Source organism: Persicobacter diffluens, from assembly GCF_036244895.1.
Taxonomy (GTDB): domain Bacteria; phylum Bacteroidota; class Bacteroidia; order Cytophagales; family Cyclobacteriaceae; genus Persicobacter; species Persicobacter diffluens.
In genome coordinates this window covers 23884-41826 of sequence record NZ_BQKE01000002.1, presented here as the reverse complement: position 1 = coordinate 41826, position 17943 = coordinate 23884, and the positions used below count along the sequence as shown (strand labels likewise).

Here is a 17943-nt window from a genome sequence, read left to right as displayed (position 1 = left end):
TAAAACGAAAACTATATTCGCATCCTAAAAAAGAATTTTGATATTAAAATAAAATTAATACAAATTGAATTAACATGCAGCAGGCTTCTTTAACAATGCCCTCGACCCAACACAGTTGGAAAGCACTATTCACGCTATCACTTCTTGCTTTTCTTACCCAACTATTCCTTGGTTTCGCCACTTCCTACGGCTTAACAATGAGCATAGGACAGGGGATTTTCCACAAACTCACTGACGGACTGTTTTTTATCACACAAAACCTCCTTCCTCTGGCAATTTTATTGCTCTGGAGTCAACGAAAAAGGGAAGCTTTTGATTATGCTTTCGGTAAGAAAATCGCATTCAGATATATTTACTGTTTTAATTTTATAGCCATTACCTACAATGCTCTGAATTCTTTTTTCTTCAGCTCTGACCAAATTTACCAAAGCGGTAGTTATCCGGAAGATCATTTTCTGGAAATTTTCCTCCTGGTAATACTCCCCAAATTCCTGCTGGCCCTGGCATGTATCCATTTTATCTTTAAATCCATTACCCATAATAAACGTAAATCCCCCTCCATCAACGAAACAGCTACTCCTTCAGAGGCAGACAAAAAACTATCGGACGAACAAGGCCCAGTTTTCATCCAGGGAGTACTAATACTCATTTTCATGGGCTTAGCCATCCGCTACTTTGGCTTTTTAGGACTGGAATACATTCCTTTTTTCCATATTGCCGAAGAGGCTATTCAATACTTTCTATCTTTTTACTGTTTTGTGATTGTGCCCATGGAAACCATTTCACAACAAAAATGCGTGACCATCCAAACCTGCATAAAGCTTTTCAGACGTCACTTTATCCTGATGATCGTGGTGATAAATGGGTATACATTGTTCGAATATTTTTATTTAGGTATTTCTTCAATGGACTATCCTGCCATTTTATTTGCTGAGACGGTGATTGAAATTATCCTTTGCTTCCCTCTCTTTTGGATGGCCCAAAAACTGGCTGACCACTTTCAGATCAAAACGCTTCATTACCGGAATCAATAAGGCGGGTTCTAAAGCCAAAACTTATAACGAAAATTTGAATACTGGAGCAGCGATAGCTGATTATTTTGAAAAAATAACATCGATATTGCAGAGAAATTTTTCGAAATCACTTCCAATATTTCAAATATGTTTCGGAGGCACGTTTTAAACAAGCGCTAAAAGAAGGATGCCTGCCCATTTTCTCTGAGGTCATACACCAACAGTCCAACGCCTGAATAAGGCCCTTTTCAAACCAATTTTAAGCAGTAAGCGACGGGCTTTCATTCATCGTTTACTGCTTAATACACAAGGCATTACAGAAGTGATATCTTTTGCAAAATACCGGCTGTAGGACTTCATTTAAAAGATGGGCTGATCCTGATGTTCTGCTTCCCGATGGAAGGCGAAAATAAAGCGGGTTATCGGAGATTTCAGGGAATACCTGAGGTGGAGCGTAAATCATGTAAAGTAAATCATCCCTGCCCCTTCAACGGCTATTAAACAAAAAAAAGCCCTCCCCAAAGTTGAGGAAGGCCCTAATGTTGAATTTGGATATAAAAAGTAGTCTTTACTGTTTGCCTATTCGATAATAGATTTCCTTTCCGTCTTTATCAAACTTGATCTGGAAATCTCCGAACCAGTTTGCCGTATTTTTATACTGTACCGTTTGACCATCAGCAGTATGCAAGGTAAAAAATCCATACTGTTCTCCCCACTCACCAAGACGATCTGCCTCAAAAGTAAAGGTGCCATTCCTCAGGGTATGCGTACCGGCATCAAAAATCTGTCCATCAGCTCCGGCGTCCACAGTAATATCTCCCCGAAGATATTTCCCGTCTTCTACCACATTACTGAAAGTGTAAGTATTATCATTATCAATTTCAGCACCCGGATACTGCTTATGATCTCCATCGTAATAAGATAAAACAGCGGTACCACCGTATCGACCCCAATTACCGGAGATAAAATCACCAAAACCGGAATCATCATTACAAGGATTTTTACCGACATGATTTCGCTGGAATTTATACCAATGAGCATCTACCTCATTTCCGGTAGAAAGATCTTTCCCTCCATTAAATTTGAAAACGAGGTCATCTGCCCCTTCTCCTTCAATGGCGCCATCCACTTCCAAACTACTGCCATCATTACCATGGAAGGTCATGGCCCAATGCTTCCGGCTGGTAGCATCTTCCGGGTCTTCCAGTACTTTCAGCTCAAAGGTACCGCGTTCCGGGAATACCCTCCAGGCGTCTTGGGAAACATCGGTCAACACCCCATCCTCCCCGGCATCATAAACAAAATCACCAGCCAAAATGCCCGAAACAGCATCATAAGATTCGTTGGAAAATTTCAGAATATTGTCCAGATCAGCACAGATATCATTACTCGCACTAGGCCAAAAACCAATATCAGTAATACCCCAATCACCATTTAAGCTAATGGGTGAAGTAGCCGGAATAGTCGGCTCTTCAGGGTCCACAACCGGTGGATTCTCCCCTTCTTTTATAAAGGGATAGAAATAGCGCTTTCCAAAATTCAGCTCCAACACATCATTTACCGCAGCACACCAGCCCAGGTCATAGGCTTCCGGCGAAAAAGCCAGATTAAAGGCAATTTTACTATCATCACTCCATTCCAATGGCATAGTACGTACGACATGATCTCCCTGAGTGAAAATAATGACATCATCCGACAGGTCATGTACCCACTCAAAATCTCCCTGCACCATATGGCCATAATAGGGCGCATAATCGAAAGGGTTATCATCGCAATCACCACGTTCAAAGGTTTCAAACTGTCCGTCTGCACCCTCATCGTAACGACCTTCACCAAAAACATTCCCTTTTTCATCTACTCCCAGCGTTTTAAAAGTCAGGCTATTGTCATTGGCATATTCAAAACCCGGAATGCTCCACTCCAGATTTTTCTGCCCGGACCAGCCCCAGCTTTCCCCTTCTCCGATATGGTAGAATAACTGCACCGGATTACTCAAAAACCACTTTCCGTCAATGGCATTGGAGAAGGTTCGGGCAAATACCGTCCACTCCCGATTCTCTCCCGAAGCAGAGGTTACCGTATAGGTTGTTTTTTTATTAGTTAAATCTACCGGGCGCTCTGATGCCGGGATAATGGTGGATCCACGAGAGACCTCAATCTTTGGGCTAACCGCAGAAAGATCCATCCCCTCCACCAGGTATATATAAACTTCGGATCGGGTGGTTTTTCGATCAATCTCTGCCGGTCCTACCTGATAGCCGGGAATAAAAAAAGATTCGATGGCCCGCTCATTGCTCACCAGGTCGCGTGGATCTTCAGGCATACAGCCCAATAACAACAAGAGCGCGAAAATATAAGATAAGTTAAAAACTTTCATACCTCATTTTTTTAGCAAAAATTTTAAAAAATGAATTATGCGGAGAGGAAGTTAAACTCCCTCATCCTGCCAATTCTTAATTGATTTCCGGATTGGTATCTACTTCAATCTGAGGAATATCGTAATAGTAGGCTCCGCGGGTAACAGTCTTACCGTATTCGCCTTCTAAGACGGCTTCCACATTGTGCGTCCGGCGTAAATCAAACAACCGATGTCCTTCAAAAGCCAACTCCCATCCGCGTTCACGGATCAATTCGTTCCGGAATTCTGCAACACCCAGTCCAGGCTTCAAATCCGCTAAGCCCGCCCGGGTTCGGATCATATTCACCAGTCGGTAAGCATCGGCCGTAGGGCCCACCGCCTCAGCATAAACCAACATAATGTCGGTAAAACGAAGAATAGGCGTATCGCAAGTGGTCTGCGCTCCACTTTGTTCCGGGTCCAGGAACTTGGTCGGAAATGGCGACTGCAAATCCCCCGGATATTTCATAATGCGGTCCTCTTCATCATCACCTTCCGCAGGAATCACTACGGTGTCCACTATCATCTCTGACTTACGCTTGTCCGCTGTTTCAAAGGCTTTAAAATAAGCATCCTCTATAAAAAAATGCTCAAAACCACCGCCCCGGATCATCATCCCATTAGGAAGGATTAAATCTTTCGCACCATCCGCATATGGGGTAAACATGATCGGTAATTTGGAATACTCCCCTTCCACCTGACCATCCCGACTGGTAGCCGACACCATAATCAGCTCCTTTGCACTAAACCTGTTGGCGACGTTCCAGCTTTCCTGAATATCATATTCAAATTCATAAACAGACTGCTCAAAAACCACTTTGGAGGCATATTCGGCCGCTTTTTGATAAAGTGCTGCCGCATTCCCTGCCCACTCATAACCGGGCACACCCGTATCCGCGGAAGAGGCCATATGCAAATAAACCTTTGACAATAAAGCCTGCACGGCCACCTGATTCGTACGTCCGAAAGAACGCTCTGCCCTCAGGTCCGCTTCTGCTTCCAGCAAGTCTTGTTCAATCAGCTCATAGGCTTCAGACATCGGGCTCAACCCTTTGGCAGTATCATCCTTGCTGCTTACCTGCTCCGTACGGAGGACGACATCTCCGAAAAAGCGAACCAAATTGAAATAGTGTAAAGCCCGCAGAAATTTTGCTTCTGCTAAGATGGACTTTTCCTCTTCCTCTCCAAGACCCGGGATATCTTTTACATTAGCGATAACAGAATTGCAGCGGTTGATACCGATATAAGCATATCGCCACATATCGGTAATAATCTGGTTATTGCTCTGCTGCTCAAAGCGATCCAGCTCATGCTGATCCGCGCCGGCATCCGGTTTAATCGTCAGGGCCTCACCAGGCACCTCCGTCGCGATAATATAATGACGGGAATAATATTCAATATCCGATAGAATGGAATAAGCATACACCAGAGCAGATCGGGCATCCTGCGGAGTTTCATAAAAATTACGCTCTGAAATAAATCCATAAGGATCCTCCCGAAGGCTACAGGAAGCCGCAGAAAATGTTAACGTTACTGCTAATAATATATTTCTAAAAATTCGCTTCATAACCGATACTAATTTAAGGTAAGATTAAGGCCAAGAGAAAAAGTACGGGGTTGAGGGTAACCTCCCCAATGCATCCCATCTGCTCCCACTTCCGGATCATAACCATACTGGAATTTGGAGAAGACGGCCACATTATCTGCCGACATATAGAAACGACAGCTCTGTAACCAATTGATATTTTGTGTATTCAGGCGATAACCCAGGGTAATGTTCTGTACCCTCAGGAAGGAGCCATCTTCTATCCACCAATCAGAAGCCATATATCCACGGCCGTCGTACAGGCTGGGATAATCATCCGTCCGGTTATCCGGTGTCCATCGGTAATACTGGGCAGCCCCGTCAAATTTAGTGGTATTGAAAACATCATTGCCTTGCACACCATTCAACAAAAAGCTGAAATCCCAGTTTTTATAGCTCATTCGGGAATTAATCGAATAGATAAAATCCGGATTCGGATCTCCGATTACTTCCCGATCCTCCGGCCCAACAGTTCCATTGCCATCCAGATCCACATATTTAATTTCTCCGGGATTTGCCAGATTTCCGGACAATCCGGATTCCATTCCTTCTTCCACCGTTTGGATGATGCCATTGGTTCGGTAACCATAGAAAGCTGCAAAAGGCTGACCGGGCACCAATACCGTCAGGGGTGAACGGAATTGCTCCACATTTCCGCCCCACCAGACAAAATCTTCATCTCCAATATCAAGAATTTCATTCCGGTTGCGGGAGAATGTTCCTTTTACATTCCATTCAAAATCTCCACGATCTGCAGTGAACAGGGCCACATCCATGCTGATCTCATAACCCTTATTCAACATGGAACCGCTGTTGACCATCACCTCATCATAACCCGAACTTGGTGGAATTTTTTCCGATCGCAATAAGCCATCCGTTACTTTATGGTAATACTCGGCAGTCAACATCACCCTGGAGTCAAGGATGGAAGCATCAAGGCCAATATTGGTGGTAGCGGTGGTTTCCCAATGTAAATCACCATTACCTAATCCACTCCAAATCTTATACACAAACTCATTATCATACTGATAAACCCCCGGGCCAAAGCCTACAGACCAATCGTTTCCATTATAATATCTGCTGCTGCCATATCTTTGCTGGGCAGAATAAGGCGCTACCGACTGATTACCGGCTTGTCCCCAGCTGGCACGCAGCTTCAGGTCACTCAGGAAGTCAACGTCCTGCAGAAATGCCTCGTTCGAAATATTCCAACCCGCCGCAAAGGAAGAAAAACCATTCCATTTTTTCGCCAGTCGACTGGAACCATCCGCACGGAAAGTGGCCGTCAAAAGATATCGACTATCATAAGAATAGTTCAGACGTCCGTAATAGGACAGCATCTGCGTAGTCATACCGGTATTGGAAGAAAGGGTGTTTTTAGCTGATGACAAATCCTCATTGGCCATATTATCATTAACAAAACCCTGCGCTTCTAAGAAGCTGGTACGCTGATGATACACCTGATAACTTTGCCCCACCATGGCAGAGAAACTATGCTTATTAATACTTTTATCATAAGTTATATAGGTTTCATTCAGCAAATCCGTATCCCAATAATTGCTGATCGCGCCATAACCTTCAAACTCAAACCCTTTACTGGTCAATCCGATTGGCTCATAAATATCGGTTAAGGAAGCGCCGAACTTGGCATTCATCTGACTTTTGATTTTCAGATCATCCGTAATCTTATATTCCAGGTATAAATTGGAAATAACATCCCGACCCTGCGTATTATTCGTCACCTCATTAGCATAAACCAGTGGATGCCAGAAATCCTGCCCCCCGATGAAGAAATAATTGCCCTCCTCATCATGCACCGGAAAAACCGGTGAACGTCCTGCACCGCCCATGCCATTATTCTGACGATCCGTCACGTTGATAATCACATTTGCTCCGGCAGTAAGATTGCGATAGACTTCCGCATCATATTTAAACCTGAAATTATATTTAGAAAATTTATCTCCTATATTAATTCCTTCCTGCCCCAGATATCCTAAAGAAAAATAATACTTAGACTTCTCTGTACCCCCATTGGCAGACACAGAATAATCATGCGTCAGTGCTTTTCGGTAAACCACATCAGCCCAATTAGTGGAATGGCCCCAGCTACCATCCCGAATCTCCGCCACAGCAGGATAATATGTACCATTAAAGGACTGCCCGACATAAAACTGTGCTAAGCCTGCATTTCTTCTGGCCTCATTGGAAAAGATGGCAAAATCCTCCGGATCAGAAACAATATTGGGATCCATACCGATTTGGGAAACCGAGGTTCTCGCATTAAAGCTGACCGACATTTTACCTGTTTTTCCGGATTTAGTGGTAATCATAATCACCCCGTTTGCCCCGCGGGAACCGTAAATGGCCGTAGCGGAAGCATCCTTCAGAACGTCGAAAGTCGCAATATCAGCGGGGTTGATTTGGTTCAGCCCACCGGCATCTCCCAAGGGAAAACCATCGACTACTATTAGTGGGCTATTGGCGCCCACTGCAGAAGAAATCCCCCTGAGTCGGACTTCTACGCCAGCACCCGGCTGCCCCGAACTGTTGGTAATTTGCAATCCAGCCGCCTGCCCCTGTAATAATTCTTCCACATTTACCGCTGGCCTTGCCGGAAGGTCTTCAGCTTTCAGAGAATTAACGGCCCCCGTCATATCAGATTTCTTGACAGCACCATACCCCACGACAATCACCTCCTCCAGCTGCTCCAGTTCCTCTTCCAAAACGACTTCAAAAAAATCAGTATCACCAATTATAATTTCCTGGCTGGCATAACCAATATAGGAAAACAGGAGTTTATCCTCCGGGCTTACACCGCCCAGCGTAAACGCTCCATCAAAGTCTGAAACCGTCCCATTGGTGGTCCCCTGAATGATCACATTCACCCCCGGCAACTTCATGCCACTGGGATCAGAAATGCTTCCGGATATTTCTTTCTGTTGTGCCATTAATGGCAGGTGTAGAAAAAGAAAAACCCATGAAAGTAAAAAATTCTTACTCATAGTTTAAAATTTTATTGGGTGGATGAGTTTAAAAAATCATTGCCCTTTTTGAACCTCTAACTATACAAAAATAGAAATCAAGACCTGCATAAACTTACACTTTCAACCCCAAAGATGATACTTTGATGAATTTTCAAAATCATTATTTTTCCGACCTCTTAATCATACCACACTTTTTACTTTTCAATTTTGAAATAATAAAATTATAGGTGCTATTTTTCAATAATTGCAAAAAGGCGGACATCGACGCCCGCCTTTACTATCATCCCACCAAAAGTTTCTTGTGCCGGACTTCTTTTCCATTACGCACCTTTAAAATATAAGCACCCGGAAACAAACTGAGCCCTTTTGCCTGCAGCTGATTCAGGCCTACCTGTATCTGATAATCCCGTGCCCATACACGACGGCCCTGCATATCCCACAGCTCTATATTAGCGCTCCCTCCCAGGGAAGAATACCATTGCACCTGAAAAAAATCTTTCACCGGATTAGGATAAACTTTCAAATCATTCAAGCCCAATGGATCATCATGATCTAAAACATGATCTGTTTTTAAAATAATAACGATCTGCTCATTCCCTGCCAGCTCATCCACGGTAAAGAACAGATTACCGGCCTCTGTTCTGGAAACCGCCGCCCACTCGCTATACTCATTATTGTAAACATCATAAAACTGATAATTGAAATTTTCCCCGGGCATATTGCCCAGCATCACCTTCAGATCCCGAATGGATGAATTTTGATTTTGAATCAACAGGAAAACTTCTTCATTATTAGAAAGCTTGAAAACATCCACCAGTTCATTGGTAGAAATATTCAACTGACCACTAATTTGATCCTTTTCCCCTAATCCCATGCGCTCCACAAAGGCCGCTATCGGGCCGAACACCCCATTTCCCTCTTCTTTATCATAGGCTTCCCACCACCAAGTCATGGGCAATATAGGGGCATCCTGAAAAAGCCCCAACCACAATTTCGCATGTAAAAAGTCTACTTCATTCGAGAAAGGAGCTGCAACGCCGGAAAAACTACTCCCGATTTCACCAGCCACGGTTCCTATTGGATATTTATCATTATAATAATTATAGGTATTACTAAAATCTTTATCAGAGGCACCATAAGTATGGAATTGAGAAAAATCTAATCCACTTACACCAAACAGTCCGGATACTTCATTGTGAGAAATACTTGTACTGATTAAATGTTGGTAAGGATCATGAGCTTTCAGATAATCTACCATCTCCTGATGCCAGGCCACTACTGCTGCTTCACTAATGTTTTGTCCCTCATAAACTATGGTATTATCTACCTCGTTCCAAAGCTCTATCACTCCAATAGTAGGATCATAGCCCCATCTGGCAATGAAGTATCGCAAACGGTCTTTATACATACGTTTCGCCTCTTCATGGGTGAAAAATTCCTCCGGAAGATCGCAGGGACCTCCATTCACACGGTTATAAACGTTATCCTTCCAGAAATTATTCCCCCAATTGTCATTATCATTTACCCATAAGGCACCATGATAATCCATACACACCATCAAATAGATATCGTTTTTCCTTGCCTCCTCTAACATAAAATCCATTCGCTCAATTCCCTGCGGATGGAAACCTTCCCCATCATAAGCATCATAACGGCCAAAAACCGGCGCTTTCCAGTCCAAAGGAATATTCCAGGGCGCATTGATCCAGGTACGCACAAAATTCATCCCCTCCGCTTTTAGGGCTGGAAACCAGTAATCATATGTATATTTGGGGTCATCCCCAATACTCAGGCGCGCTTCCCAGCCCACATTCTGGCCTACTGCCCGAAAGTAGCTACCATCATCAAACTGAAAGGCCGCCTGATTGTCCTGATTCATTCTCAGAAAACCGTGACCATTCCCCTTATTTACTTTAAAGGTGGCCTGCGGACCCTCTGCTGATGCATCACCATCCACTGCTTTTACCTGCAGCTGATAATCCCCTTTATCCTGAGGAGCATAATGAAGCATCCAATAGGAAAACTGATCATCCGCTCCCTCATAAAACATGGGATGATGAAGCGCTTCTCCCGATGGGAGTAAAATACTGGCATCTACTTTAATATCAGCCGAATTATGGGGATTGGTAAAATCAGCACCGGCTAATTTTACACGTAAAGACAATTTTTCAAATTGAGCGACCTCTTGCCCGTTTAACCAATCATAATCGCTGATATTCAATTGGGCGAACAAGGAAGTAGTGCTGAAAAAAATGGCACACCAAACAAAATAAAACTTTCTCATGGCTCTAAAAATTTCGCAAATCAAATCAAAAATTCACTCTGAAACACTTATTTCAGCTGTTTATTATATTTTTTTATCAGTTTCTTAGTACGCTTATCTGTATTATAAACAGAATACCAACCCTGGAATTCATGTGGTGGATCACCAATCAGATCATCGCCTTCTTCCCACACACATTTTGGTGTTCGAGGTCTGCCTTCCCCTCCCCAGGCCCAAAAATTACAACCCACAAATGGACGGCCATTATGATGTGCATTAAGTATATACTCAAAAACCCACTGATAGTAACGATCCCGATAAGTGCTGCTGCTATTCGCGGCATAGCTATCCCCATCACGACCGACACCGAATTCCTCCAGCACCAGAGGTTTATTCAATTCCTCTGCCGCTTGAAGATGGCGTTCAAAATAAGCGGATACCTTTTCACAGGCAGCATCAAAGGTAAGCTCGGGATTTTCAGCATCAAACCAGCCCCAGTTGGCAATCCAAACATGGGTGGTGACATAATCAATGTTTTTCAGGGCATGATCACGCAAGGCATCTGTTCCTGCCTTGGCATCAGGACCATAACCTTCAGAACCGATACTGACCAGCTGTCGGGGGGCTTTTTCCTTAATCAGCGCAGCCGTTTCCTCAATCCATTGCAGATAAGCTTCTACCTCCGCATTGGCCCGTGGCTCATTGGCTAATTGCCAGCTCATAATGGTGGGATCTTCTTTATAATAGCGGCCATTGACCGAATTCTGACGATCCAGTAAAATATTCAGGTGCTGACGAAAAATTTCCACCGCCCGGGCATCACCGTAAAAGCTTTTAGCAAATTCCGCATATTTCCACCAATCTCCATGCTCGGCCGGAGGAGGAAAAGGAATACTGCGGTCCGGATTACTCCATTTTAAATATTGCGGCATTCCCCCGGACCAAGTCCAGAAATTATTCAGACAAAGCACGGCCTTCATATTTCGTTTGCCCATTTCGGCCAAAAGGAAATCCAGACCTTCCAGCATGTCCTGATTCACCTTGCCTGCTTCCGGAAACAGCGTAGGCTTCACCTGCCAGGGATCATCTGTTCCTTCAGTGGAAGCCATTAATCGCAGGTTGGTAATGCCCACCGACTTCATATCGTCTAACTCCCTTAACAATCGCTCCCGATTACCCGTCTGCTGGGCAGCCAAATTCATTCCATACCAAAAGTTCGCACCTATATATCGATAAGGCTCACCACCAATTTCAAATGAAGCGCCTTTGACCTTGACAAAACCCTCATGGCCCTTTGCGGTCAAATTAAAAATGGTGCCGCTCATCAACAAGGTCAAAACCAAACGTTTAAAAAAATTACTCATATAAAAATATTTATTATCTCTTTATTAAGGATGGAGCCCTCTTCAAAGCGACTCCCCCATTTTGGATTCCATCAGGCAGCTTACGATCCTCCCTCAATCAATACACTTACTATAAAGCATAATTTCATTTAAGTATGCAGGAAAAACTACCTCTATTCTTTTTATCACACCGCACTAAAAATCTTTTCACGAAACAATAATAGGGAAGAAAATCAAGCCGTCCCAGCAATTTCATTATCTCATTATTTATGAACAGGAAAGTATTATAATAGTCCGAAAGTCCTCCCTAATTTTGAAACATCAAAAAAATCAAAAGATTTAGATCTATTCTATTAATATATTTTCAAAGAGATGAAACTGAAGAAGCACGAAAACAATCCAATCTTATCCCCTAATCCTGAGAATGCATGGGAAAGCTTAGTAACCTGCAATCCGGGTGCCTGGTATGAGGATGGAAAATTCTACTTATTATATAGAGCAGCAGGTGACGATAAGGAGCACTATATTCATCTGGGGTTGGCAGAGAGTAATGATGGCGTTCATTTTGAGCGTGTTTCCAGTGAGCCGGTGTTTTCTCCAAGTAGTGATGGCCCGGATGCGGGCTGTGTGGAAGATCCAAGAATCGTCAAATTCGATGATACTTTCTTTGTGACCTATGCCTACCGTAAAGTAGCTCCCGGACAATATTGGAAATTGGCTTATGATGAAGTGATTGAACCCGATTTTCCCGAATCTGCACCAGCCGTTTTAAGAAAAAATATTACTAATACCGGTCTGGCCATCTCCAAAGATTTAAAAAACTATGAACGCGTAGGGAGAATGACCCGTCCGCAATTGGATGACCGAGATGTTATTCTTTTCCCGGAGAAAGTGAATGAAAAATACGTGATGTTACACCGTCCTAAAGAATGGGTTGGAGAAGCCTATGGAACAGACCACGCTTCTATCTGGATCAGCTATTCGGATGATATGATGGTTTGGGAAAATCCTTCTGAATTATTATTAAACGGAAAAGAATGGTGGGAGCAAAAAGTGGGCGGCAATACCCCTCCGATCAAGACACCGGAAGGCTGGATAATGCTCTATCATGGGGTTTGTAATGACAAAATTTACCGGGTAGGCGCGGCATTATTGGATTTGGAAAATCCTTCGAAAATTATAGCCCGTACCAAAGACTTTATCATGGAACCGGAATTTGATTACGAAACAGACGGCATCTATAAAGGATGCGTATTCCCGGTGGGCAATGTAGTGAAAGATGACACCCTCTTTGTTTATTATGGAGCGGCAGATCAGTATTGTGCACTGGCCACCTGCAATGTGAACGAATTGGTGAGCTTTATTAAGGAAAATGATCGTAACTTCGCTCAATAAGCTTATTGACTCCATTTAATTAATGGTAAAATGAAGGACGCTCCGGACAGGTTCGCCCGCTGGTGGATCAGCATTCCACCGTGACAGGCTACCCTGTTCAAAGGTTCATCCAACCAACAAGTCAGGGCCGAAATCAGGCTTTGACTTGTTAGAAATAATCCTATCCTGATGAGAAAATATTTTTTACAGGCAGCCGCCCTTTTTTGTATGCAGGCTTGCTCTTCCAATATCCCGCAGGGAAGCTTAGTGACCATAGCCCCTGAAAATATCAGCTGTGACCAGTACATTGGAAACGGCGTTCAATGGTCGGCCTATCCCCATGCGGACAGCGAAGATGCGCAATGGGGCGCCCTGATGGACAATCCCGCCAAATGGGACACCCTGTATCAGCGCCTGGACTATATGCAACCCCAATTTATCCGGGTGATGGATCAAGCCAACTGGCGCTATTATGAAGGGCTGGATGCTGCAGGTATGCCGATAGTGAATTTTGATCGCCCGGAAATGATGGCACTCTACCGTTTACTGGACTACTGCCAAAGCAGGAATATTACCGTGGTAATCGGGGAATGGGGAACACCTCACCATATGCATGAGGTAGAGAAAAAAGAAGCCCGATTAGATGGGGCCGATGACCCGCGCTGGACGAAAATGATTATCCAATATTTAAATCATTTAATACATGAAAAAGGATATACCTGCCTAAAGTATTACAACCTGATTAATGAACCTAACGGAGACTGGGCCAGCACCTTAGGTAATTTCCGGGAATGGCAGCAAGGGGTAAAAGCCCTGGACCAGTCCCTGCGCCAGGCAGGCCTGAAACATCAGATAAAAATTGCCGGACCAGGAAGTGTTCCGCACTACACCTATCCGGAATATAAGGAGGAATACAGCGGTAAAGACTGGGTAAAAATGTCCACCGAACAGCTGGACCAACAATTAGGTGCTTATGAAATCCATGCCTACCTGCCAGCGGAAGAGGTCCGCAAAGGGAAAGCTGTTGAGTTTACCCATTTTGACCAGGATTTTCCACTGACACAAGCCAAAGGAAAGCCCTTTTTTGTGGGAGAGATCGGATTGAAAGAAGAATGGGGAACGCCGGCCTATCATGAAAATATTGAAAGGGCTAAACAAGATCCGCATACGGCCCCCGAAGATTCGCAGATGAGTGTTTACGATTATCAATACGGAGTGGACATGACCGATGCCGTGATCCAGTATATGAATGCCGGAGGGGCAGGAATGATCGCCTGGGATGTGGACGATGCCATGCATACCTACGGAGATTTGGGCAATAAAAACCAATTAAAACGCTGGGGCTTCTGGAACATCCTTGGAACCGAGATTTGTGATAATCCCGCGGATGAAGCCATTCGGCCCTGGTATTACCCCTGGTCCTGGTCCTGTAAATACTTTCCGGCCAACACCACCATCCTGAAGCCGGAATTTGAAAATATAGAAGGTCTCCGGATTACTGCCGGAAAATTTAAAGAAGACTATTCCGTGCTTTTAGCAAATAACTGCGAACAAAGCCACGCCCTGCATTTGGAAATCCCTTCCATGCATAAAAAAACAGATTTCCGGATTCATCAGTATGTCCGTGCTCATCCTACCACAGAAAAAGCGGAGATCACTGCTAAAACTTTAGCTAAAGTTAAGCCAGCAGATGGCATTGCGATTGAAATCCCGGCTAAATCGGTGATGGTTTTAACAACTTTTAAGGACTAAATATGGATTTAAATATCACTTTAAGTACGATAGATTTAGGCCTGATCGTGGTCTATGTTATTGGGGTCATCGCCTGGGCCCTTTTCAACTCTTCCAATGACAGTTCCCAGGATTACTTCCTCGCAGGGAGAAATATGAAATGGCCGGCGGTGGGACTTTCGCTGTTCGCCGCCAGCGTGTCCAGCTCGACTTTAATCGGGCAGTCAGCTGAGGCCTTTAAAACCGGATTAGCGGTATACAATTATCAGTGGGTTTCCATACTGGTGATGATTGTATTTGCCACTTTTTTTCTTCCTTTTTACATTAAATCAGGCATTTATACCATGCCTGAATTTCTGGAAAAAAGATTTGATAAAAAGTCCAGATACTATTTTTCCGCCATTACTATTTTAGGCAATGTATTCCTGGATGCTGCTGCTGCTTTGTATGCCGGTGCTATGATCATCAAACTAATCTATCCGGAAGCAGAACTACAAACGATTATCTTCTTCCTGGCCATAGCCGCTGGTATTTATACCATTCCTGGCGGACTTTCTTCGGCCATCAATGCGGAATTAATTCAGGCGGTTATTCTGATTATTGGCTCAATCATCCTGGCCTTTTTAGCGATTGATAATATTGGCGGCTGGGCAGAATTTCATGAACGTTTTAATGACGGACTATGGATGAGCCTGACGCGTTCCATGGATGACCCCGCCGTGCCATGGCTGGGCATGATCGTCGGAATACCCGTGCTGGGCTTTTACTTCTGGGGAAATAATCAGGTCATGGTGCAACGTGTACTTTCGGCCAAATCCGTGGACCACGGCCGTAAAGGGGTTTTGTTTGTGGGGTTATTGTATATCTTCACGCTGATTGTCTTCATCTTCCCCGGATTGGCAGCGCGCGCAATGGATTTGTTTCATGTTCAAATTCCGGCGGAAGCTTTTGGACATGAAGTGGTCAGCGAATACGGCGTGGATGTAAATGAGGTCTATCCAAGATTAATCATGGAGCTGATGCCGGTTGGATTGGTGGGTATCGTGATTGCGGCGATGATCTCCGCATTGACCTCCACCCTGAGTGCTACCCTGAATTCGGCTTCTACCCTTTTCACCATGGATTTTTATTCCAAATTTGCGCCCAATACCGACAGCAAAAAACTGGTGAGAGTGGGCCAAATTACCTCAACAGTCATTCTGATTATTGCGATATTCTGGGCACCTCAAATTCAAAAATTCGGCTCTTTGGTGGATTACTATCAGGAAATGTTGAGTTATCTGGCTCCTCCGGTGGTGGGGGTGTTCTTCCTTGGATTGTTTAACAAAAGGGTCAATGCCAAAGGCGCTTTCTTCGGGCTGATTTTCGGTCTTGCTGTGGCCGTATTGCTATTAGTATTCAAAAGTTCGCTGCCTTTTTTCGCAGATCTTCACTTCCTGCTATTGGTGCCATTCTTATTGTTCATTAACGTTTCGGCCACACTGATTATCAGTTATCGCTCGGAAGTGCCACCTGCCGAAAAAGTAGCGGCCTTCACCTGGAACAAAAGCTTATGGAAAGCCGAGACCAAAGAATTGGAAGGCGTGGTTTGGTATAAGAATTTCCGCTGGCTGGCACTATTGCTGGCAGTGGCCTGCTTTGCCTCCTTTCTGATTTACGCCTAAAAGGAGGTTTTAAAAGCCAGAATTCGGAACGAAAATTTGATTAATACAGAAGCGAAGCCCGCATATTTCGAGAGAATAGCATCCCTATTGTTGAGAAATTTTCGATAATCGCTTCCGATCATTCGAATTTACTTCGGAGGCTACGGTTTTAAACCGACGCTAAAAGACTTTTGAAAAATGAAACCAAGCCGAATTATGCATGCTTAAATCTTCCTTTAGCTGTTGGGCGGGAAAAAACAAGGAATAGTCCCCTGGTCGCTTTTTTCAAGGAAAACAGAGGAATGGGGAGAAAGCAGACTTAGCCGAATTTGGGCTATTTAAAAACCAACGAAAAAAGCCCGGGATTATTTATTACCGTGACGTTTGGATTGGTTCAATATATTCAGTGGTGAATAATTCGGCTTACGGAGTCCATCCGCAATTCCCTGTCAACCAAAAAAAGCTGTCCGAAAAGACAGCTTTTTTTACGATAAATTGATCTGAAAAATTACACGGCTATCCTAAGAAGCACTGGACTGCTCCCAGAAATCTTCTTTCATCTCAAAGAAAGTTTTTTCCTCATAATATTTTCGAAAAGCAAGAGGGGTCATCCCCTTTTCTTTTTTAAAAATCCGATTGAAATTGGATAAATTATTAAAGCCACATTCATAACAAATCTCTGCCACGTTTTTCTTCGTCTCCAGTAATAAGCGATAAGACTGCCCCAGTCGAACATCCGTTAAGAATTGGGTAAAACTCTTATTGGTGCACTTTTTGAAAAAGTGGCTAAAAGCAGATTCCGACATATTACAGGAAGCCGCCACATCACCAATAAGTATCTTTTTATCAAAGTTTTTCATGACATACTCATAGGCTATATTTATACGCCGGCTCTTGCTCTCATCCAGGCTATTGGAATAGCCTTCACTTAATAAAAGGTCAAAATCCATCGCATTGGCCATCCGATCCAATAATTTCATAAAACCAATAACCGCCGGAAATCCACTCAAACCCTTTAACTGGTTAAGGGCTTTTACAATAGGTGCCACACTTTCCCCATGAAAGGCAATTCCCCGATCTGCATGAGTTCTCAGGGCTACAAACTGACTGAATTCCTTTTTGTCAAAAAGTTTATTCTGAAAAATTTCTTGCCCGAACTGTAAAGTGGTAACCGTAACATTTTCCAATTTATCAGCGGCTGGTTCCCAGCAATGTTGAATGCCTGGCCCCAGCAATACCAAATCTACCTCTCCAAAGGCATCAATAGAATCTCCAATAAAGCGATCTCCCCCACTGTTAATAATCAAACTTAATTCATATTCCTCATGAGAGTGAATAGGATAATCAAAATCTGCATTCTCATGATACTGCAGTACAAAGAGATCACTCTTGGTAACAGGGGTAATTTCCGGATAGACTTTCATTACTAAAAAATAAAAATATTATACCAAACGACATAAGCTTCTCCTAAAACAAAACTAAAAGCTGAATATAATCATTTCGTGCTATATACTGATAGCATTTGGCAAATATAACCATCATCTTTTTGCTTTTTATGCATAAATAGTAAATTCGTTCAGGATCACTTATCCTTATATCCGGAAGGGGT

10 protein-coding genes are annotated in these 17943 nt (G+C 43.6%); 4 read left to right on the top strand and 6 right to left on the bottom strand.

The window, feature by feature from the left end; translation table 11 throughout:
- The first annotated feature begins 197 nt into the window (after positions 1-197).
- On the top strand, positions 198-1034 hold the full coding sequence (locus AAA970_RS15165) for a hypothetical protein (protein WP_338237749.1): 837 nt from the start codon (positions 198-200) through the stop codon (positions 1032-1034).
- Between the two features lie 547 nt (positions 1035-1581).
- Here the strand turns inward: AAA970_RS15165 and AAA970_RS15160 are convergent.
- From AAA970_RS15160 to AAA970_RS15140, 5 genes are all read right to left on the bottom strand, one after another.
- On the bottom strand, positions 1582-3390 hold the full coding sequence (locus AAA970_RS15160; RefSeq protein WP_338237748.1) for a hypothetical protein: 1809 nt from the start codon (positions 3388-3390) through the stop codon (positions 1582-1584).
- Positions 3391-3466: 76 nt separating this feature from the next.
- Positions 3467-4978 carry a RagB/SusD family nutrient uptake outer membrane protein gene (locus AAA970_RS15155; protein WP_338237747.1) on the bottom strand — a complete coding sequence of 504 codons (1512 nt, stop codon included), beginning with the start codon at positions 4976-4978 and terminating at the stop codon, positions 3467-3469.
- Positions 4979-4986: 8 nt separating this feature from the next.
- Positions 4987-7998 (bottom strand): SusC/RagA family TonB-linked outer membrane protein, encoded by a 3012-nt coding sequence (locus AAA970_RS15150; protein ID WP_338237746.1) that lies wholly within the window; start codon positions 7996-7998, stop codon positions 4987-4989.
- A 262-nt stretch (positions 7999-8260) separates the two neighbouring features.
- Positions 8261-10264: a T9SS type A sorting domain-containing protein gene (locus AAA970_RS15145; RefSeq protein ID WP_338237745.1), complete on the bottom strand. Its 2004-nt coding sequence runs from the start codon at positions 10262-10264 to the stop codon at positions 8261-8263.
- 47 nt (positions 10265-10311) lie between these two features.
- Complete coding sequence (locus AAA970_RS15140; RefSeq protein WP_338237744.1) at positions 10312-11607, bottom strand: glycoside hydrolase 5 family protein; 1296 nt, start codon at positions 11605-11607, stop codon at positions 10312-10314.
- Positions 11608-11958: 351 nt separating this feature from the next.
- Here AAA970_RS15140 and AAA970_RS15135 point away from each other — a divergent pair, with 351 nt between their 5' ends.
- The 3 genes from AAA970_RS15135 to AAA970_RS15125 all read left to right on the top strand — a co-directional run bounded on the left by AAA970_RS15135 (position 11959) and on the right by AAA970_RS15125 (position 16355).
- Complete coding sequence (locus tag AAA970_RS15135) at positions 11959-12981, top strand: glycoside hydrolase family 130 protein (protein ID WP_338237743.1); 1023 nt, start codon at positions 11959-11961, stop codon at positions 12979-12981.
- 168 nt (positions 12982-13149) lie between these two features.
- Positions 13150-14712, top strand: a complete 1563-nt coding sequence (locus tag AAA970_RS15130; RefSeq protein ID WP_338237742.1) for a cellulase family glycosylhydrolase — start codon at positions 13150-13152, stop codon at positions 14710-14712.
- Between the two features lie 2 nt (positions 14713-14714).
- A complete protein-coding gene (locus tag AAA970_RS15125; RefSeq protein ID WP_338237741.1) occupies positions 14715-16355 on the top strand; it encodes a sodium:solute symporter in 1641 nt (546 codons plus the stop codon).
- A gap of 500 nt (positions 16356-16855) precedes the next feature.
- On the opposite strand, the gene AAA970_RS15120 is transcribed toward AAA970_RS15125, so the two are convergent.
- On the bottom strand, positions 16856-17758 hold the full coding sequence (locus AAA970_RS15120) for an AraC family transcriptional regulator (protein WP_338237740.1): 903 nt from the start codon (positions 17756-17758) through the stop codon (positions 16856-16858).
- Positions 17759-17943: the final 185 nt, after the last annotated feature.